Source organism: Neobacillus sp. DFD-2R (assembly GCF_057747865.1).
This window is the reverse complement of the sequence record NZ_CM173228.1, coordinates 4,598,153-4,618,311: the sequence shown is the minus strand read 5'-3', so window position 1 is coordinate 4,618,311 and position 20,159 is coordinate 4,598,153. Positions and strand designations below refer to the sequence as shown.

15 protein-coding genes, 1 tRNA gene and 1 pseudogene are annotated in these 20,159 nt (G+C 37.6%); 11 read left to right on the top strand and 6 right to left on the bottom strand.

Features of this window, described 5'->3' with window-relative positions; translation table 11 throughout:
• The first annotated feature begins 9 nt into the window (after window positions 1–9).
• Window positions 10–83 (top strand) — tRNA-Gly (locus tag AC3ANV_RS23070).
• Window positions 84–161: 78 nt separating this feature from the next.
• On the opposite strand, the gene AC3ANV_RS23065 is transcribed toward AC3ANV_RS23070, so the two are convergent.
• Window positions 162–833 (bottom strand): B3/B4 domain-containing protein, encoded by a 672-nt coding sequence (locus AC3ANV_RS23065; protein WP_488310980.1) that lies wholly within the window; start codon window positions 831–833, stop codon window positions 162–164.
• A gap of 114 nt (window positions 834–947) precedes the next feature.
• Between AC3ANV_RS23065 and queG the strand changes: the two genes are divergently transcribed.
• Window positions 948–2,078, top strand: coding sequence for a tRNA epoxyqueuosine(34) reductase QueG (queG, locus tag AC3ANV_RS23060; protein ID WP_488310979.1), 1,131 nt, complete (start codon window positions 948–950; stop codon window positions 2,076–2,078).
• A gap of 222 nt (window positions 2,079–2,300) precedes the next feature.
• Here queG and AC3ANV_RS23055 read toward each other — a convergent pair.
• Window positions 2,301–3,761, bottom strand: a pseudogene (locus AC3ANV_RS23055) (IS1182 family transposase).
• Between the two features lie 292 nt (window positions 3,762–4,053).
• Between AC3ANV_RS23055 and AC3ANV_RS23050 the strand changes: the two are divergent.
• From AC3ANV_RS23050 to AC3ANV_RS23030, 5 genes are all read left to right on the top strand, one after another.
• Complete coding sequence (locus AC3ANV_RS23050) at window positions 4,054–4,920, top strand: amidase domain-containing protein (RefSeq protein WP_488310978.1); 867 nt, start codon at window positions 4,054–4,056, stop codon at window positions 4,918–4,920.
• A 74-nt stretch (window positions 4,921–4,994) separates the two neighbouring features.
• Window positions 4,995–5,468, top strand: coding sequence for a tRNA (uridine(34)/cytosine(34)/5-carboxymethylaminomethyluridine(34)-2'-O)-methyltransferase TrmL (gene trmL / locus AC3ANV_RS23045; RefSeq protein WP_488310977.1), 474 nt, complete (start codon window positions 4,995–4,997; stop codon window positions 5,466–5,468).
• 389 nt (window positions 5,469–5,857) lie between these two features.
• Window positions 5,858–6,841: an ABC transporter substrate-binding protein gene (locus AC3ANV_RS23040; protein WP_488310976.1), complete on the top strand. Its 984-nt coding sequence runs from the start codon at window positions 5,858–5,860 to the stop codon at window positions 6,839–6,841.
• Between the two features lie 90 nt (window positions 6,842–6,931).
• Window positions 6,932–8,476, top strand: a complete 1,545-nt coding sequence (locus AC3ANV_RS23035; protein ID WP_488314312.1) for a sugar ABC transporter ATP-binding protein — start codon at window positions 6,932–6,934, stop codon at window positions 8,474–8,476.
• Between the two features lie 2 nt (window positions 8,477–8,478).
• Window positions 8,479–9,456: an ABC transporter permease gene (locus AC3ANV_RS23030; RefSeq protein ID WP_488310975.1), complete on the top strand. Its 978-nt coding sequence runs from the start codon at window positions 8,479–8,481 to the stop codon at window positions 9,454–9,456.
• A gap of 121 nt (window positions 9,457–9,577) precedes the next feature.
• On the opposite strand, the gene AC3ANV_RS23025 is transcribed toward AC3ANV_RS23030, so the two are convergent.
• On the bottom strand, window positions 9,578–9,706 hold the full coding sequence (locus AC3ANV_RS23025; RefSeq protein ID WP_488310974.1) for a hypothetical protein: 129 nt from the start codon (window positions 9,704–9,706) through the stop codon (window positions 9,578–9,580).
• A 173-nt stretch (window positions 9,707–9,879) separates the two neighbouring features.
• On the opposite strand from AC3ANV_RS23025, the gene AC3ANV_RS23020 reads away from it, so the two are divergent.
• Window positions 9,880–11,775 (top strand): PrkA family serine protein kinase, encoded by a 1,896-nt coding sequence (locus AC3ANV_RS23020; RefSeq protein WP_488310973.1) that lies wholly within the window; start codon window positions 9,880–9,882, stop codon window positions 11,773–11,775.
• A 238-nt stretch (window positions 11,776–12,013) separates the two neighbouring features.
• Window positions 12,014–13,180 carry a sporulation protein YhbH gene (yhbH, locus tag AC3ANV_RS23015; RefSeq protein ID WP_488310972.1) on the top strand — a complete coding sequence of 389 codons (1,167 nt, stop codon included), beginning with the start codon at window positions 12,014–12,016 and terminating at the stop codon, window positions 13,178–13,180.
• A 50-nt stretch (window positions 13,181–13,230) separates the two neighbouring features.
• Here yhbH and AC3ANV_RS23010 read toward each other — a convergent pair whose 3' ends face one another.
• The 3 genes from AC3ANV_RS23010 to AC3ANV_RS23000 all read right to left on the bottom strand — a co-directional run bounded on the left by AC3ANV_RS23010 (window position 13,231) and on the right by AC3ANV_RS23000 (window position 16,397).
• Complete coding sequence (locus tag AC3ANV_RS23010) at window positions 13,231–14,526, bottom strand: ABC transporter substrate-binding protein (protein WP_488310971.1); 1,296 nt, start codon at window positions 14,524–14,526, stop codon at window positions 13,231–13,233.
• Window positions 14,527–14,601: 75 nt separating this feature from the next.
• Window positions 14,602–15,429 carry a carbohydrate ABC transporter permease gene (locus AC3ANV_RS23005; RefSeq protein WP_488310970.1) on the bottom strand — a complete coding sequence of 276 codons (828 nt, stop codon included), beginning with the start codon at window positions 15,427–15,429 and terminating at the stop codon, window positions 14,602–14,604.
• Complete coding sequence (locus tag AC3ANV_RS23000) at window positions 15,429–16,397, bottom strand: carbohydrate ABC transporter permease (RefSeq protein ID WP_488310969.1); 969 nt, start codon at window positions 16,395–16,397, stop codon at window positions 15,429–15,431. Before AC3ANV_RS23000 ends, AC3ANV_RS23005 begins: the two co-directional genes overlap by 1 nt.
• Window positions 16,398–16,581: 184 nt before the next feature.
• Between AC3ANV_RS23000 and AC3ANV_RS22995 the strand changes: the two genes are divergently transcribed.
• Both AC3ANV_RS22995 and AC3ANV_RS22990 read left to right on the top strand, forming a co-directional pair.
• On the top strand, window positions 16,582–18,402 hold the full coding sequence (locus AC3ANV_RS22995; RefSeq protein WP_488310968.1) for a sensor histidine kinase: 1,821 nt from the start codon (window positions 16,582–16,584) through the stop codon (window positions 18,400–18,402).
• The gene (locus tag AC3ANV_RS22990; protein ID WP_488310967.1) at window positions 18,399–19,979 is read left to right on the top strand and encodes a response regulator; all 1,581 of its coding nucleotides are present in this window, start codon (window positions 18,399–18,401) and stop codon (window positions 19,977–19,979) included. The genes AC3ANV_RS22995 and AC3ANV_RS22990 overlap by 4 nt, the downstream gene beginning before the upstream one ends.
• Window positions 19,980–20,159: the final 180 nt, after the last annotated feature.

Below are 20,159 nucleotides of genomic sequence, written 5' to 3'. Positions count from 1 at the left end.
TAACTACATGCGGGTGTAGTTTACTGGTAAAACCTCAGCCTTCCAAGCTGATGTAGTGGGTTCGATTCCCATCACCCGCTCCATACATATTAGCTAACGCAGTGTACCGTTTCATTGAGAACGATGCATTGCGTTTTTTTATGTCAATAAAAAGAGATGCCTCATTGGCACCCATGGATTTGGAAGGAAGCTTCTCCGCCGTGTATTTGTGTAAACATGTTCATTAAGGATTCAGTAAGTTTTTCAGCGTTTTCCATATCAGTTGAAGGCCTTAAAAAAATCATTTGTAGAGCATTTTTCGTTTTTTCTGTAACTGGAGTTCTTTCAGAATCAACAAAAGGGCTGCCGAAGGGTCCCTTTTGGTCAGAAGCTATAATGAGACTCTCAAGAGAGTTTACCCGTCCATTTAGACCGGAATATTCTTCACCTTTCTGACCAATTCTGATCGAAACCGGCTCACTCAAAAGATCTTGGTCGTATATTCCAATTGGGACTTGATATTGTAAGGAGAAAAAATTATTAATATCAATAGCACTTTGAACGGACGGAAGATAATTTTGTTTTTGAACTCTCCGTATTAACGCCTCGGCAGAATGACGATAACGGTTTGGATCCTTACCGGTCATTTTAAAAACTTTCCGCCATTCTTGAATTCCCGGTAGATCGGTTACACTTTTGCTTTCTAATTCAAAATAAATGGCTTCTTGGAATAGCTGAAGTCTTCCTTTTACCATTTGAGGAGAATCGCCGACAATGATATTTTTGTATTTAATGATCGCTATTTTAAAATTAGGTACAAGCCCCAGTAATTCTGCCGAAAGTTGAATTTCCAATGATTCTACCTCCAAATTTTATTAAAAATAGTTTATCATAAATTAAATGTGCGACCAATAATGATCAAGCCAAACTTTTTATATATTGAAGCCAAAGGAAAGGAGGTATCCAAAGTGGATGTTAAAAAATTGAAGAAAGAACTTATTGCATATAGTAAAGAAATTAGAATTGATAAAATCGGTTTCACTACAGCTGATACTTTTACTGAGTTAAAAAGCAGGCTAATCAGACAGCAGGAACTTGGGTTTCAATCAGGTTTTGAAGAGCCGGATATCGATAAGCGGGTAATGCCTTCATTACTCCTTGAAAAACCGCAATCTATCATTTCTATTGCTCTTGCCTATCCTGCAAAGATGAGAGTTCGTGTGGAGAGTAAAACCGGTGAGCGGCGCGGGATATTTAGCCGGGCGTCATGGGGGTTGGACTATCATCTTATTCTTCGAGACCGTTTAAAAAAGCTTGAGGAATTTATTTTAACAGCAGTTCCAAATGCTCGGTTAAAATCAATGGTCGATACAGGAGAGCTTTCTGATCGGGCAGTTGCAGAGAGAGCCGGTATTGGGTGGAGCGGAAAGAATTGTGCGATTATTACCCCCGAGTTCGGATCTTATGTTTATTTGGGTGAAATGATTACAAGTATTCCATTTGAGCCGGATCGACCCATAGAAGATCAATGCGGAACATGTAATAAGTGTATTGAAGCTTGCCCAACTGGTGCTTTAGTCCAAGGTGGACAAATCAATGCGCAGCGCTGCATTTCTTTTTTAACACAAACAAAAGAATTCATTCCCGATGAATTTCGGGATAAGATTGGCAATCGTGTATATGGATGCGATTCATGTCAAACAGCTTGTCCTGTCAATAAAGGGAAAGACTTCCATTTTCATGATGAAATGGAACCGAATCCTGAAATTTCTAAGCCTTTATTAACGCCTATGTTAAAAATGAGTAATCGCGAATTTAAAAACCAATTTGGACATGTCTCCGGTGCGTGGAGAGGGAAAAAGCCAATTCAACGGAATGCAATCATTGCCCTTGCTCATTTCAAAGACGTATCAGCGATCCCTGAATTAACCGATGTACTGCAAAATGAAGCAAGTCCGGTATTAAAGGGAACGGCTGCCTGGGCTCTTGGGAAAATTGGCGGTGAAACCGCATTTTCCGCGCTTGAAAAGGCAAGAAAGAATGAAACAGACATTAAGGTTCAAAAGGAAATTCAAAAAGCACTAAGTTTTTTTAAATAATGGCTATGTTAAAGCTCATTGTTGATTTTGCTCACTATGTTGATTGGAGCGGAAGGCGCGAGACTCCTGCAGGAAAACCAGGTCAAGGGAGACCCCACAGGCTTAATGGAGGCCACTGAAAATCTTACGTTTTTTATTTTTAATATTGGAAGTTGGTACAAAAAAGGCAGTTTGTTGTCCAGATTCAGACAACAAACTGCCTTTTTCCTTGTTAATTTGTCCTTATTTTTTCTCCTGAAGGAGCTTCAGAATCCGCTTAATATTGACTGCGAATATCGCTGTTGCTCCTTGAATCTCCATACCTAATAGACCCGCGGATGACGCTATATCATACCCGTGTCTGTGTTTCAGTTCACTATTTTTTGCTTCAATTTTATAGCGAGTTTTCGCTAGTTCTTTAAATGCTTCCGTATTTTGGAACTCTTCTTGATCTAGATGTTCTGTTGATTTGATGGTTACTGAATAGGTCTTACTTTTCGCTCCATCTTTATAACATCCTTCACTGAAAGGACAAACTTGACATTTTTTAATGTCAAAAAGGTACTTGATCCTAGGGTTTTTATCTTGACCCTTTCTTGCTTCAAATTTTTTTCGAATCGCCATATGTCCTGCTTTACAAACATACATTCCTGCATCTTTGTTAAATTCAAACTTATCCTCTTTTGCGCGAGTACCATGTGTAATATGCGGATGTAACTTTGAAACCAGTGTTAGCTCATGCTCTTTTGTATAGAGAATATTATTTTTCTCGGAGTAGGCTGTATCCCCAATGATCGTATCAATTTCCATTCCAGTGGCTTGGCTTTTTTCAATTAACTCCTGCATGTATTTTCCATCACTTTTTTCACCTGTTGTCACAACAGCTGCAGTTATTATCCGTTCGTCACTCATTGCGATATGTGTTTTATAGCCAAAAAAGGAGGAGTCTGCTGTTTTATGTCCTACACGTGCATCTGGATCAGCTGAAAAGTTTAGTTGTTCTGTATAATCTTCCACTACTTCTTTTAGCATATTTAATTTTTCCTTAACGGCTGGAATTGTAGCGATTTAAGGTTCTGATTCAACCACAGAAATTACTTCACGACAATAATTTAGTTCATCTGTTACTTCGTTAGAAGTTGTTTTCGGTGGAAATTTCTCTTTCATTGATTCATCAATTTGATAGACGGCTTTTCTAACATTTTTTGATTTCTCTTGTAGAAATTCCTTCGGTGCCTTTTGGTTATAACGCGCTTTTGTATGTGTGGCATCCATAATAATTGTTTTACTTTTAATGATTTCTTTTTCAAGTGCAATCTCAACTGTTTTTCCAATAAGCATATCTAATAAACCCACATCTTGGAGACGGAGCCTACGGAATTTCGTTAAAGAGCTAGGGTCCATTACAGGATCTTCCGGTGCCATGTCGAGGAAATACTTAAACGACATATCATATTTAGAACGTTCGACTACATCTACATCTGACAAATCATGAATCGATTTGAGCAATAGATATTTAAACATACGAATTGGTGACACTGCATTTCGGCCGTTATTAAGGCAATATTTCGCTTTTAATTCCTCGATAATGAAAGAAAAGTCCACTAGTTCATTGATTTGGCGAAGCATATTATCTTTTGGAACAACAAGATCATAAATAGCAATATATGGACTAAAATTGAGAGAGTCTTGATTGGAAATCATTTTGATACCACCTACATAATTTAATGTCATTATTATAAGGCAAAAAGACAGTTAAAGGTTTGATTAAATCAAACCTTTAACTGTCTAATAATAAAAAAGGACTTTTTCAGTGGCCTCGCTTAATGCTTGAGGAGGCTCCCGACCACCCGCGGAAAGCGAGTGCCTGGAGCGGAAATCAACAGGCAAGTTTAACAGAGCCTAAATAATAAAAGAGCGAACAACAAGTTCAGCTCTTTTTTTGATTGAATTCTATCTTTCTTTCATATGTATGGAATGAAAGGAGTGAAAATGTATGCGGGAATCGCTTCAAGAATTATTTGAAAAAAGAGTCCATGAATTTGTAGTAAATTCCAATTTGCGAACTGGGACCTATTCAAAGGCGGAAAAGAAAATTGAAGCGTTGGCGAAAAGGTCTGCGGAAATTGTAAAAGTGAAAGCATTGGGAAATATAGTAGAGAAGGCCGATGAAGATGAATTTCAAACAATTAAATACAATGTCCATTATCAATATTTAATTAAGCAAAAAGGAACTCTTTATTTGGAAGAAGAAGTGGAAGTAAGAATGGGGAAGTTTTTTAAGGATGAATTAATAATGGATGAGGAAATAAATCCTTATGGGGTCCCGGAACAGCAGAATGAGCTCCTTATTTCTGAAAACAACGGGGAGAGACTAAGCTATCAGTATGACCGTCTAAAAGCAGTTCAATATGCTGAGCGCTGGTGGAATAGTTATAATCCGGCATATAAAAAGTTTGTAAATGATTGTACAAATTTCATCTCACAATGTCTCCATGTTGGCGGGGCGCCAATGAGAGGTTATCCTAATCGCAATGCCGGCTGGTGGTTACAAAATAATAACTGGAGCTATAGCTGGTCCATTGCCAATTCCTTGCGCTTGTATTTAGCCAATTCTAAAAGCGGACTAAGAGCCAGACAAGTCAGCAGTCCCGATCAATTACTTTTAGGTGATGTGATATGCTACGATTTTGAAGGAGATGGCCGGTACAATCATAATACGATTGTAACCGGAAAGGATGCCTACGGTATGCCGCTTGTCAATGCCCATACTTACAATAGCCGGATGAGATATTGGGCATACGAAGACTCTTCTGCTTACACGCCAAACATTAAATATAAGTTTTATATGATTGTCGAATGAGAAGTCTTCGTCCTTGTAAGGATCATTCATAATGGTATAATTGCTTTTAGAGTTTTTTATATGAGGTGAAAATTTTGTCAATACATGTAGTATTATATCAACCACAGATTCCATCTAATACAGGAAATATTGCCAGAACTTGTGCGGCAACCGATACCACTTTACATTTAATTCGGCCATTAGGCTTTTCGACAGATGATAAGATGTTGAAGCGGGCAGGGTTGGATTATTGGGAGTTTGTGAATATTTTCTATTATGATTCCTTAGAGGAATTTTATCAAAAAAATGAAGGCGGCGAGTTTTTTTATTTAACTAAATTTGGAGAGAAACCACATAGTTCATTTAATTACAGTGATCCTGATAAAGATTATTATTTTATTTTTGGACGCGAAACGACAGGCCTTCCAAAAGATGTTATCGAGAAAAATAAGGATGTTAGTCTACGGATACCAATGAATAACAATGTTCGTTCCTTAAATCTATCCAATACTGCGGCCATTCTAATTTATGAAGCATTGCGCCAGCAAGACTTCCGAAATTTAAACTAAAAGAAGATTGGCCTGTACATCGGCCTCTTTTTGAATGGATGAATAGAGGGATATCGGTAAATGAAAAAAACGGGTTCAACTCCGATTACAAAGAGCTTTCTCCAATAAATGGGGAAGGCTTTTTTGTGCATCCACCTAACAAAGAGCAGCAGTGTTTTTTTAGCGGGATAATAGAAAAAATAAATTTTGTATATTTCTAATGTTAGAAATTGATTGACAATGACAGAAAAAGCTCATATTATGGATTTAAATTAGTAAATCATCCAAAAACGACCAATTACTTTCAGAATCGGTCAAAATGTAAGCGGAATCACTATTTAAGGGGGTGGTATTTTTTTACTAAAAGCATTATCCCGCAATGGGGAATAAAAAAACAGGGGGTTTTTTCTATGAAAAAGTACTTAAAATCATCATTCGTCCTACTTATTATGTTGTTCCTGGTGGTCATGACGGGTTGTAGTGCAGTGGATACCGGGTCTAAATCACAATCAGATACTTCAAAAAATACTGAAAAAAGTAAAGGTGGAAAATTAAAAATTGGATTAACGGTAGGAACCCTTGCTAATCCATTCTTTGTGTCGATGTCTAAAGGGGCTAGCGAAGCAGCAAAGAGTATGGGTGCTGAGTTAATTTCGGTTAGTGCAGATTATGACTTAGCAAAACAAACTTCTCAAATTGAAGATTTTATTACAAAAAAAGTGGATCTAATTCTGTTAAATGCAGTAGATTCAAAAGGAATTGCCGGTGCAGTACAAGAGGCAAAAGCTGCAGGTATCCCGGTTATAGCCGTAGACGTTGCTGCAGATGGAGGAGTGGATAGCGTTGTCACTTCGGACAATTACCAGGCAGGTAAGATTGCAGGTGAGTACGTTATCAAGCGATTAAATGGAAAAGGAAACATTGCAATCATTGATGGACCGCCAGTATCCGCGGTTACAGATCGGATTAAAGGATTTGAAGATGCAATTAAGAACTCAGGTATTAAAATTATTGCCAAACAAAATGGTGAAGGAAACAGGGAAAAAGCGTTGTCTGTAGCGGAAAATATCTTACAGGCAAACCCGAAAGGTTCTATTAATGCAATATTTGCCATCAATGACCCTGAAGGGCTTGGAGTAAAGATTGCTCAAGAACAAGCGGGTCGTCAGGATGAATTCTTTATTGTTGGAGTAGATGGTGCTCCGGAAGCTTCCCAAGCCCTAAAAGAAAAGAAAAGCTTTGCAGCCACTTCTGCCCAGCACCCGGATGAGATGATGAAAAAAGCATTGGAAATTGGGAAGAAAGTGTTAGATGGCCAAAAAGTTGACAAGCTGGTTAAAGTTCCTGTTGAGTTGGTAACGCAGGACAATGTAGGTAGCTACAAAGGGTGGTAACCAAATGAAAAATAAGATTCTCGAAGGAGAATCTTATTTTTTGAAGATTAAGTTTTATAGGGAGGACATAGGGTGAACAGTGTACATGTAATGGAAAGGAATGTTGTTCCGTCATTAACCTCGCCTATCCTGAAAATGGAAGGGATCTGCAAGACGTTTTCAGGAGTAAACGTTCTGAAGAATGTAAACCTTGAACTCTATAGAGGAGAAGTTCATGCGTTAATGGGGGAAAATGGAGCAGGGAAGTCCACACTAATTAAAATACTTTCAGGAATCCACCAACCTGATGAGAATCACGGAAGTATCTATTATAAAGATCGCGAAGTAATTTGGAGCGGTCCTGTGGAAGCAAAGGAAAATGGAATCAGTGTAATTCATCAAGAACTAAAGCTGTCTCCAAATTTGACGATAAGTGAAAATATATTAATGGGGACAAAATTTCCTAAAAATAAGTGGGGAATGGTCAAATGGAATGAAGTTCACCAGAAGGCTCAAAAAATTTTAGATTCTATGGGATCAGATTTAAACCCACATCAACTTGTATCGACTTTAAGTGTGGCACAGCAGCAGGTTGTAGAAATTGCCCGTGCTCTATCTTATGATGCTGAAGTAATCATTATGGATGAACCAACAGCAGCTTTAACAGATAAAGAAATTGAAAAGTTGTTTGAAATTATTGCTGACCTGAAAAAGAAGGGTGTTGCTATCGTCTACATATCACATCGTATGGATGAAATATTTAGAATATCAAATCGGTACACCGTTATACGAGATGGAGAGTGGATAAGCAGTGGTCCCATTTCGGAAACCAACCCTGAACATCTTGTAAAGTTAATGGTCGGAAGAGAATTAAATTCGCTTTTTAAACGTGACACACCTTCATATTTACATCGTGATGATCACGTACAACCCGTTCTTGAAATTAGGGGTCTTTCCGATAAGAAAATAGTAAAAAATGTTTCCTTAAAAATCTATCCCGGTGAAATTGTGGGTCTTGCCGGTCTCGTAGGGGCGGGAAGAACCGAATTAATCCGAACGATATTCGGAGCATCTCAGCATCTACCGGGTGGTGAAATTCTCGTAAACGGAAAAAATGTGAACATTTCCTCTCCGGATGATGCCATTCGTCATGGAATTGCCCATGTCCCGGAAAATCGTAAAGAGCAGGGGCTATTTTTGAATATGAGTGTGAAAGAGAACATAGTAATGGCTGAATTAGAAGTATTTCGCAAAGGAGGAAAATTAAATTGGAAAAAAATTGATCATAAAGCAGATCATTTAATCAATGAATTGGGGGTTCGAGTTTCCTCTCCGGAACAGCTTGTTGCAAATTTAAGCGGAGGTAATCAGCAAAAGGTTGTCATCGCAAGATGGCTGTCGATTAGTCCGAAGGTTCTGCTCTTGGATGAGCCAACTCGCGGTGTGGATATTGGCGCAAAAACAGAGATTCATAAAATTATTTCCAAATTAGCTGAGACTGGATTGGCCGTGTTAATGATTTCCTCTGAATTGCCTGAAATATTAGGAATCAGTGACAGAATATTGGTGATGCACGAAGGAAAATTAAAAGGACATTTAACTCGGGAAGAAGCAACGCAGGAGAAAATTATGCACTTTGCAACAGGGGGGAATTAGGAATGAAAGCAAATACACAGGCTTTGAGAGTGGGGGGAGCCCATTACAGAAAGGGAGCTCTGGGAATTTGGAACCGCTTAGGAATGCTAATTATTTTGGCCTTATTATGTATTATATTAGCCATTACAGCACCGAACTTTTTGGATTTGACAAATTTATTAAATGTTCTAAAGCAAGTTTCAATAAATGGTATACTTGCAGCCGGTATGACTCTTGTCATTTTAACAGGGGGAATTGATTTATCTGTAGGCGCAATAGTAGCCTTATCAGGAGTAGTATCTGTAATGGTTTCCCAATCCGGTGTTCATCCATTACTTGCTATTGCTGTTGGATTGTTAGTGGGGGCTTTTTTTGGGTTTGTAAATGGTTTTTTTACAGCAAAAACAAAGCTGCCATCCTTCATAGTGACACTTGGAAGTTTTACCTATGTAAGGGGACTGGCATATGTAATCAGTGGTGGCTATCCCATTGTTGTATCCTCCGGCTTATTTAAATTTTTAGGAGCCGGCAGGTTATTTTTAATTCCTACACCTATCTATATTATGGCCATTGTGTATGTTGGAATGTTCTTTCTTCTGAAATATACCATGTTTGGACGTCATGTATATGCAATCGGCGGAAGTGAGGAAGCGGCACGACTTACAGGTATTAAGGTAGAGCGTTCATTAATAAAAGTTTATACATTAAGTGGGCTTTTGTCCGGCCTTGCAGGTGTTGTACTTGCCGGACGATTATTTTCAGGACAGCCAACCGCCGGTTTAGGATATGAGCTTGATGCCATTACGGCAGTTATATTAGGTGGTACCAGCTTAACAGGCGGTGTTGGAAGAATCCAGGGTACTATAATCGGTGTTTTAATCATGGGGGTAATTAGCAATGGGCTAACCCTTATGGATGTAAGTTACTATTGGCAACTTGTCGTTAAAGGCGCTGTGATTGTTTCAGCTGTATTGATTGACCGCTTAAGAAGTAAGTCTTAGTCAGCATAAAGGAAAAAAACTCTGATAAATAATCAGAGTTTTTTATTTTCCTGAAAACCACAGGACGGGCTAAACGGAACCTATGGTATTTATTAGGACTTGTTCCGAAGGCGCTTCCTTTTTATTTATTTGTTCCCGGCTTATCGTTATAACCAGCTGTGAAGATTGCAGTTAGAAATGCGATCATTACTAATATGACTCCAATTGTACCCATATTATGTAAATCCTCCTTCGTAATACGTTCTTTCATTATTTTTACCCTTATAAATTTATTATAGCCTATCTTAAAAAAATGAAAAGAGCAATATTCCTTTAGCAAAACAAAAAAGATAGACACTTATCCTCCTTGGTTACGCATGTTCAAGTTCCTTAGTGCATAGAGTATATTAATCGTCTCTGATAACGCTACAGGGGGAGGGCCTTATGGATATTTTAAAAAAAATCGAGAGGTTTCGTGAAGACGAGGAAAAGCTCCGTTGGGAAGGATCATTCGCTGATTATTTACTGTTGTTAAAAGAAAAGCCATGGGTAGCACAATCTGCACATTCTCGAGTTTTTAATATGATTAAAGATGCAGGAATTGAAGAGGAAAAAGGGACGAAGAAGTATAATTTCTTTTGTAATCAATTATTTGGCTTAGAGGAAGCATTAGAGCGACTTGTTGAAGAATACTTCCATCCCGCAGCTAAAAGGTTGGATGTAAGGAAACGTATTTTACTATTAATGGGTCCTGTAAGTGGTGGTAAATCAACACTTGTCACGATGCTAAAAAGAGGCTTAGAAAGTTATTCCCGTTCGGACAGAGGCTCTGTTTTTGCTATTAAGGGCTGTCCAATGCATGAGGATCCGCTGCATTTAATTCCGCATCATTTACGTGGGGATTTTTACGATGAGTATGGTATCAGAATTGAAGGTAATCTTTCTCCATTAAATATGATGCGACTCGAACAGGAATATGGCGGCAGGATTGAAGATGTTTTGGTTGAAAGAATCTTTTTCTCAGAAGATAAACGAACCGGAATCGGAACCTTTAGCCCATCCGATCCAAAATCACAGGATATTGCAGATTTAACAGGAAGCATTGATTTTTCAACGATTGCGGAATTTGGATCCGAATCAGACCCGCGTGCCTATCGCTTTGACGGGGAATTAAACAAAGCAAACCGCGGTATGATGGAATTCCAGGAAATGTTAAAATGTGATGAAAAATTCCTCTGGCATTTGCTTTCATTAACTCAAGAAGGAAATTTTAAAGCAGGCAGGTTTGCCTTAATTTCAGCTGATGAGTTGATCGTGGCGCACACGAATGAAACGGAATACCGTTCATTTATTTCTAACAAAAAGAATGAGGCGCTGCATTCACGGATAATCGTTATGCCAATCCCTTATAATTTAAAAGTGTCTCAGGAAGAGCGAATTTATGAAAAGATGATTAGAGAAAGTGATGTAGCCGATGTCCACATTGCACCGCATACCTTAAGGGTAGCAGCGATGTTTACCATCCTTACCCGCTTAAAGGAACCGAAAAAAGGTGATATCGATTTAGTAAAGAAAATGCGCCTTTATGACGGAGAAAATGTTGAAGGGTTTAATACAGCTGATGTAGAGGAGCTTAAGAAAGAGTATCAAGATGAAGGTATGAGCGGTATTGACCCGCGGTATGTTATTAACCGAATTTCATCCACTATTATTAGAAAAGAAGTGCCGTCTATTAATGCGTTAGATGTATTACGATCATTAAAAGACGGGCTTGATCAGCATCCGTCCATTACTTCTGAGTTGCGTGAGCGTTATATGAATTATATTTCAATTGCACGGAAAGAGTATGACAATATTGCCAAGAATGAAGTCCAAAAAGCATTTGTTTACTCATATGAAGAGTCGGCAAAAACGTTAATGGACAATTATCTTGATAATGTCGAAGCGTATTGTAATAAAGCAAAGCTTCGTGATCCGTTAACAGGGGAAGAAATCAATCCGGATGAAAAACTAATGCGTTCAATTGAAGAACAAATTGGTATCTCCGAAAATGCGAAAAAGGCCTTCAGGGAGGAAATATTAATCAGAATCTCAGCCTTTGCAAGAAAAGGCAAGCGGTTTGATTATAACTCCCATGACCGGCTTCGTGAAGCCATTCAAAAGAAACTGTTTGCTGATCTTAAAGATGTTGTTAAGATTACAACCTCATCGAAAACACCGGATGAACTGCAGCTTAAGAAAATCAATGATGTTGTTGCACGCTTAGTTGACGAACATGGTTATAATTCGACATCAGCTAATGAATTGCTTCGTTATGTAGGAAGTTTGTTAAACAGATAATAATGAGAGACTGGTAGAAACAATCTGCCAGTCTGTTTTTTTCAACTTTCCAAAAAAACTTGTCCATTTTTTTAGGCTAAAGTCTAATTGTCGAAATTATTTGTAAATTATTTTCCGTTTCTGCATAGGATAAAGTAATCAACATTTCATTTGCATTTTTACACTCGGGATATTTTATGTCATTGGAAAAAAAGTGTGCATGAAAGATTGGGAAAAATTTAATAGGGAGGGGTTTTAAGTGTCGGACAACAACCATCAATATGTGATTTCAAGAGAAGATTGGTCCCTCCACCGTAAAGGCCACGATGACCAGCAGCGGCATCAGGAAAAAGTCCAGGAGGCGATTCGAAACAATCTTCCAGACTTAATAACAGAGGAAAGTATTATTATGTCAAATGGTCGAGATGTGGTAAAAATTCCGATTCGTTCTTTGGACGAATATAAAATTCGTTATAATTATGACAAAAACAAACATGTGGGCCAAGGCGACGGTGAGAGCCAGGTAGGTGACGTAGTAGCACGTGACGGGTCAAGCGGGCAAAAGGGTCCCGGTAAAGGGCAAGGGGCCGGGGACCAGGCCGGTGAAGATTATTTTGAGGCGGAAGTTTCGTTAATGGAACTCGAGGAAGCATTATTTAAGCAATTAGAGCTTCCGAATTTAAAAAGAAAAGAGCAGGAAGAGCATTTAGTGGAGAATATCGAATTCAATGATATTCGAAAAACAGGGCTAATGGGTAATATCGATAAAAAACGAACCATGATGTCGGCATTTAAACGGAATGCGATGAGCGGGAAACCGGCATTCCATCCAATTTACAAGGATGATTTAAAATTTAAAACTTGGAATGAAGTTGTCAAACCGGATTCAAAGGCTGTTGTGATTGCGATGATGGATACGAGTGGAAGTATGGGGATATGGGAAAAATACATGGCCCGAAGCTTTTTCTTCTGGATGACACGCTTTTTAAGAACGAAATATGAAACAGTGGAAATTGAGTTTATTGCCCACCATACGGAAGCAAAGATTGTTACAGAGGAAGACTTCTTCTCGAAAGGTGAAAGTGGCGGAACAATCTGTTCATCCGCCTATCGCAAAGCTCTGGAGGTCATTGATGAGAAATACAATCCACGTAAGTTCAACATCTATCCATTCCACTTTTCAGACGGTGATAATCTCACATCGGACAATGCCCGCTGCGTGAAGCTGGTTGAAGAATTAATGAAGGTATCAAATATGTTTGGGTATGGAGAGGTCAATCAATACAATCGTCATTCAACTTTAATGTCAGCATACAAGAATATCAAAGATGAACATTTCCGCTACTATATTTTAAAGCAAAAAGCGGATGTATTCCATGCGATGAAGAGCTTTTTCCAACAGGAAGAATCGAAGTTATATGCTTAAATACAAAAAACCGCCGATGAATAGCATCGACGGTCTTTTTCTTGAAAAAATTATTTTTTCAATTTAGCCCATGTTGCATCCAGAGCTTTTTCTGCATCGTCCTTGGATTTTTGACCGCCAACATATGCTTGTAGGGTTGCGCCAAATTCCTGGCCTGCACCATCAGGATATTTTGGGAACTGCCAAGAGTAAGTTTTGCCTTCGTTAGAATATTTTTGAAGATCTGCACCTAAAGGACCAATATCTTCTGCATTTGCTTCAATGGTTTTAAAGGCTGGAATATATTTGAATTCTTTAACTAAAGCTGTTTTACCTTCTTCAGATGTAACCATCCAATTTAAGAAATCTTTTGCTGCTTTTTTATCTGCTTCAGGGGCTTTGTTATAAACAACCCAGTTACTTGGAACGTCAACCATTAACTTATCTGTTTGAGCTGCATCATCAGTAAGAGCCATTGGAATGAAACCAACCTCCATATTCGGAGTAAGTTTATCAAGCATTGGCTGGATCCAGTTACCTTGCTGGATCATAGCAGTTTCACCTTTGGCAAATTGAGTTACTTCAGTATTGTAGTCTGTCGTTAAAGGGTTTTTGTTACCATATTTAACCGTTAAATCCAATAGCTTGAAGTAATCGTCAAAGTATTTGTTACCTGCAATTTTGGAGGTACCGGAGCTTAAACCACTGATGAAGTTTTGATCATCAGATTGTTCGTATGCAAAAGGAACATTGAGACCATGGTTTGCTAATACCCACCACTCTGCATATCCAACAGAAAATGGAGTGATACCTGCAGCTTTAAGCTTTTTTGCTGCAGCCTCTAACTCAGTAAAAGTTTTTGGAAGTTCAGTAATACCGGCTTTTGTAAATAATTTTTTATTGTAAGCAAATCCATAACCTTCCATATTAACAGGCATTCCATATATTTTCCCGTCCAGTGTCATTGGCTTTAACGCATTTGGATAGGCATCCTTTACCCATGGCTGATCTGATAAATCTTCTAATTTATCTTTCCATGTAAGCACGTTTTGGTAACCTTCACTTGTAAAGATATCCGGTGCTTTGTTGGAAGCAAACTTTGCTTTTAGAGCAGCAGCCCCATCAGCACCGCCGCCTACTGTTTCGATATTAAACGTAACATTCGGATGTTCCTTTGTATATTTATCGGTCAATGCTTTTAATTGATCAGCGATTTCAACCTTCCCTTGGAAGATATCCACCACGACTTTCCCGCTTTTACTGCCGCTGGCTTGATTTCCAGATGTACTGTTGCTGGAACAAGCAGTTGCCAACAGAAGTGAAGCCGATAGTACGCCCGCTACTAATGAATACTTTTTAAGACTCATTGATTACCCCTCCAGATTGTCTGTTTCTTTTTTTATTTTGATCTCTATTGTCCAGTTTTTGAACAGCAAAGAGTGTTACTTAATAGATCCACTGGTAATCCCTTTTATAATGTGTTTTTGCATTGCAAAGAAGAAAATTAATAAAGGTACAATGCCCATAACCAGTGCTGCCAATGCTAAATCCCATTGCTTTGTATATTGCCCAAAGAAGAAAAAGGTTGCTAATGGAATTGTTCTCAATTCCGGATCTTGAAGCACAAGTGATGGTAATAAGAAATCATTCCAAATCCATAGGCTGTTTAAGATGACGATGGTGACTGTAATTGGCTTTAATAAAGGAAATACGATTCTCCAAAATACACCAAACCTTGAACAGCCGTCAATAATCGCAGCCTCTTCTAGCTCTACAGGAATCCCTTTGATAAAACCGTGATACAAGAAGATAGTCATCCCGGATCCGAAGCCTAAGTACATGATAACAAGACCCCAAATGCTGTTTAAAAGTCCAAAGTTTCCGGCTGTTTTCATCAGCGGGATCATGAGGGATTGAAAGGGAATGATCATTGCTGCTACGAATGTCATGAAAATCACATTGCTGACTTTCTTTTTTGTTCTTACCAGCATATAAGCAGCCATGGAACAAAATATTATTAGTACGATATTACTAGAGATAGTGATGATTAAAGAATTTGAAAATACTTTTAAGTAGTCCAATTTTTCAAATGCATTTATATAGTTCTGAAATTCCAACACTTTTGGTAAAGCCGAAGTGTTGGTTAAAATCTCTGCAAATGGCTTCAAGGAGTTTGAGAAAACATAATAGAAAGGGATTAAAAAAACAAGACCGAGCAGGATCGCAAGTATTTCACCAATAAATGTTTTTCCTGTGTAACGGTTACCCATTATGATTCAACCTCCCTTTTCTTCGAAATCGTTACTTGAAGAACAGTAATCGCTGCAACAACGATGAAGAATATTAACGCTTTTGCTTCACCGACACCATAGCGATTATTGACGAAGGCTTCTGTGTAAATATTAAGCGCTAACATTTCTGTTGATTTAAATGGACCTCCACCTGTAAGCGACAGGTTTGCATCAAAGACCTTAAAGGATGATGCAGTGGTTAGAAATAAACAGATGGTCACAGCTGGTGCAACGAGTGGCATCGTAATGTGACGAAGAATTTGCCACTTATTCGCGCCATCAATTTTGGCTGCTTCAATTAATTCTTGCGGAACGTTCTGTAAGGCTGCGATATAGATAATCATAATATAACCTGCCCCTTGCCATACGCTAACAATCACAATTCCCCAAAATGCAGTATTGGCATCCCCTAACCAAGCTAAATTAAAAAGCGGGATTCCTGTTAACTGTCCAATCGATGCAAAGCCTTTTACAAAAATAAATTGCCAAATAAATCCTAGTAATAATCCGCCGATTAAGTTTGGCATAAAGAAAACGGTACGTAAGATGTTACTTGTTTTCAACCTTTGGGTAACAAGTATAGCTAATCCAAATCCAATGACATTAGTTAGGATAATTGCTACTACCGTATATTTGGTTGTAAGGATGAAAGAGCTCTGAAATTGCTTGTCTTGGGTAAATAAGTATTTAAAATTATCCAAGCCAACCCATTTGATAGCCCCTGTAACCCCATTCCAGTCTGTAAAGGCGTAATAAATACCGGTAAAGAAAGGGATTAAGACAACAACTGTGAACGCTAACAGTACTGGTCCAACAAATAGAGCGAATAGTCCGGCATCTTTCAGTTTCTTCTTATTACTTATGGAAACTGACTCCGAAACCTTTGTGCTTTTTTGATTTTTAAAAGCTATTCCTTCGACATTCTCCAATTTACTTTGGCTATTCATTAACGGCACCTCCTATAACCTCATTTTAGTGAATTGTGAAAATAATGAAACGGCTTACATTGACCAGTAGGGTGGAAAATATTGAACTGGAATGTTGAAAGTGGATTTATGCTACAATGTACATAAAACTTTAGAATGAAGATTATTCTGACTACTTTAAAGGAAGGGAGCTAACCATTTATATATGGGGTGGGGTATTCGTAAAAAGTTAATAATATTTTTAATGCTTGTAACCGTTCTCCCTTTTGGGTCATCAATAGCGATTACTTATTATCAAACAACAAAGGCCCTTAATGAACGATTTGTTTCCACCAATCATGATTTGATTGTGAAAGGAAAAGAAGATATTTCGAGTTATTTGCAGGATATTGCAGAAATGTCAACTGTTCTTTATCGGTATACTCCATTTATGAATGTATTTAGAGATGGAATATCAGATGACATAAAGAATAATCAAGAGGAAGTGCGCAGGGCACTGGTGTATTTATTTAATACACGTCCGGAAATAGAGCAAATGCTTCTATATATTCATAATGGACAGGATTCTTATACCATCTATCACTCAGCAGTAAGCGGGCGAGTAAAATATGAAAATGTCTTTAGTCATCCCTATTATTCAAAATTAATTCGCTATAATGGCTATTCATTGATTGAACCGCCCCATTTAATTTATAGTTATAACAATTTATCTGTAATTCCTAATTCTCAGAAGGTCAAGGTTTTAAGCTTCCATAACATAATTAGAGACGTACCATCTGATAATTTTTTAGGGTTTTTATCCATTGATATCAATCTTTCAAAAATTAGCTCGATTGCTGATCGACTATACACTAAAGGGGCCGAAGACCTTTATATAATGGATGGAAATGAAATGGTTATTTACTCTTCAAATAAAAGGGTAATCGGAACTGAAAATAAACAGAAATGGTTTCAACAAGTAAAAAAGATGTCTTCATCCAACAAAAGTATCGAATGGAAAGATCAACATTTTTCCGGGGTTATCGTATCTGAAAGATTTTCGTCTAATTTTAAGAACTGGTATATCGTTAAAAGAATTCCTTACAATGTACTCTACCAAAGTGCAAGAGAAACAGCCCTTATGAATATTTTCATTGGTTTAGTAACACTCGTTATTGTGTTATTTGCCACTATGGTCGTTTCCTTTAAAATAACGGCTCCGATTAAAGTTTTGAGTGCCAATATGAAAAAAGTAGAGGCAGGGGAATTTGAGGCTGATTTTGATTCGTTAGGGAATGATGAAATTGGAATGCTGGGACGGAACTTCAAATCAATGATTGCCAAAATCAATGAATTGATTGAGAGAGAGTATAAATTGGATATTCAAAATAAAGCTTCACAGCTTCGGGTGTTACGGTCGCAAATTAACCCGCATTTTTTATACAACGCCCTCCAGTCAATTGGTACCTTGGCGCTTAAACATAACGCGGTCCCAGTTTACTCATTATTAACCTCTCTTTCTAATATTATGAGATACAGCATGAATATGAAGGAAGATATTGTGCCATTTTCTTCAGAGCTTAAGCATGTAAAATCCTACTTACTTTTACAAAAACAACGATTTGAAGAACAGTTTGAGTTTGAATTGGATATCCAAAAAGAAGTAGAAGAAATACTTGTACCGAAAATGATCTTACAGCCGATTGTGGAAAATTGTTTTAAACATGGATTTGATCAGCAGGAAGAGAAAGAATTGATTTTAATAGAGGCTTGGTTGCAAGATGAGGAGCTTGTTTGCATTAGGGTCAATGATAATGGAATAGGAGTAAATGAAGAGCAGCTGAAAAAAATCCGCAAGGAACTCTACCATGGCAGTTCCAAAGAAGAAAGGCGTAGAGAAGCAATTGGATTAAAAAATATTTATGACCGCTTGCAAATTTATTATGCTAATCAATGTGAAATGTTTATTACTAGCAGTTTGGAGAGTGGATTTACTGTTACCATCCAAATTCCTAAAGATATGCCGAAAGAGGTGCATCATTCATGAAGGTCTTAATAGTTGATGATGAAAAACATGTTCGTGAAGGAATTAAGCTGCTTGGGGCTTGGGAACAAAATGGGATTAAAGAAATTTATGAGGCCGGGAATGGTGAAGAGGCCATTTCTCTCATTCAAAAATATAGTCCTGAAATTATTTTCTCAGATATGAAGATGCCAAAAATGGATGGCACTCGGCTTTTAGAGTGGATTAAAGAACATCAGCCAACCAGTAAGACTGTTGTTGTGACAGGATATGATGATTACCATTATATGCGAAAAGCGATTCATTTCGGCAGTTCAGACTATTTATTAAAGCCTATCGATCCGGAAATTTTAAATCAAACGTTGGAGAATGCGATAAGGGAATGGAAGAAAGAAGAAGCGGAAAGAAAGAAAAAAGAGAGCAGCTATCAGTTAATTAATGAAATCAAGCCTGTTTATCGGGATAGAAAGCTTACTCAAATTTTGAACGGAGATATGAAAAAGGAAGGGTTATATGAAGAATTTGGGCTTCATCTGTCCCAAAATTATACCGCAGCACTTGTCCGGATTAACGGAAAGACCATCGAGACCTTTCATGGGGATCGGGATTTGGCCTATTTTACGATTTTAAATGTCATTAATGAAATTTTATTGGAAAATGAATGTGGAATCGGGTTTCGTTATTTATCCAATAAGGGTGAAATTGTCATTATCTTCTGGAACAAGTTTGAGCAAATGGCAGAGCTTTTAACACGAATCTATCGGACAATCAAAAATGCGATGGATATCTCATGTCCGATTGCGGTAGGAAGTATGGTTAATGATTTCAAATTGATGGATTCTTATCATCAGGCCAAACAGGTTTTATTAAATAATAATATTTTGGACGAAGCAGTTACTAGAGTCTATCGTTTTGAGCTTCAGCCTGCCATTGCTTTAAAGAATCTTATGTCCTATTCATCTAATATTGAACTGGCTATACAAGCCGGTGAAATCGGGGCATTTAAGGAATTAATCAGTCAAATTGCCAATGACATTCTCGAATACGATTCTTTATCATTAATACAGCTGTTGCATTTAGAAAATGAATATCTGGTCATCAGCAATCGCTGGTTTAAAAATTATAACCTTTCTGTAAAAGTTGCGGATGATATAGAAAAACGAGTCGATTTATTTTTTGATCAAAACGGCACCTTTCAACTGGAGGAATACAAAGAGAGGAAATTGCGTGAGATTGCTATCTTCTTGGAAAAAATTAAGAGAAGGACGCTTAAGAAAAATAGTAATATCATTTGTGAAATCGAAAAATACCTGCAGGCAAATTTCGACCGAGAGGTAAAACTGCAAGAGATATCTGATCATTTTTATATAAGCAGAGAATATATCTCCAGGAAATTCAAGCAGGAATTTAACGTGAATATCTCAGATTATATCGTGAAAATCCGAATGGATAAGGCAAAATCTTTGTTAAAAAACAGCCGGTTAAAGATTTATGAAATTGCAAACATGATTGGCTATCAGGATGACAAGTATTTTCGAAAGGTGTTCAAGAAGGTGGTGGGTGTTACCCCGAATGAATACCGGGCTGAATTTATAAATTAAATACTAAGTGAATTACATCAATTTAGGAGCAGAGATGGAACGAATCTCTGCTCCTTTTAATAAAAAATTATTGTATGGAAAAATAGCAAAATAGTATATTTTTTAATAATATCATCTATGTTTAATTACAGATACAAAATATAAGATGTAATTAAATAAGTAATGTTTTGAGAAATAGAT

Bases quoted from the DNA above. Each gene is read 5' to 3' on its own strand.
- AC3ANV_RS23050 (WP_488310978.1), top strand. From the start codon at position 4,054: ATGCGGGAATCGCTTCAAGAATTATTTGAAAAAAGAGTCCATGAATTT.
- AC3ANV_RS23040 (WP_488310976.1), top strand. From the start codon at position 5,858: ATGAAAAAGTACTTAAAATCATCATTCGTCCTACTTATTATGTTGTTC.
- AC3ANV_RS23035 (WP_488314312.1), top strand. From the start codon at position 6,932: ATGGAAAGGAATGTTGTTCCGTCATTAACCTCGCCTATCCTGAAAATG.
- AC3ANV_RS23030 (WP_488310975.1), top strand. From the start codon at position 8,479: ATGAAAGCAAATACACAGGCTTTGAGAGTGGGGGGAGCCCATTACAGA.
- AC3ANV_RS23025 (WP_488310974.1), bottom strand. From the start codon at position 9,706: ATGAAAGAACGTATTACGAAGGAGGATTTACATAATATGGGTACAATT.
- AC3ANV_RS23020 (WP_488310973.1), top strand. From the start codon at position 9,880: ATGGATATTTTAAAAAAAATCGAGAGGTTTCGTGAAGACGAGGAAAAG.
- AC3ANV_RS23010 (WP_488310971.1), bottom strand. From the start codon at position 14,526: ATGAGTCTTAAAAAGTATTCATTAGTAGCGGGCGTACTATCGGCTTCA.
- AC3ANV_RS23005 (WP_488310970.1), bottom strand. From the start codon at position 15,429: ATGGGTAACCGTTACACAGGAAAAACATTTATTGGTGAAATACTTGCG.
- AC3ANV_RS23000 (WP_488310969.1), bottom strand. From the start codon at position 16,397: ATGAATAGCCAAAGTAAATTGGAGAATGTCGAAGGAATAGCTTTTAAA.
- AC3ANV_RS22995 (WP_488310968.1), top strand. From the start codon at position 16,582: ATGGGGTGGGGTATTCGTAAAAAGTTAATAATATTTTTAATGCTTGTA.
- AC3ANV_RS22990 (WP_488310967.1), top strand. From the start codon at position 18,399: ATGAAGGTCTTAATAGTTGATGATGAAAAACATGTTCGTGAAGGAATT.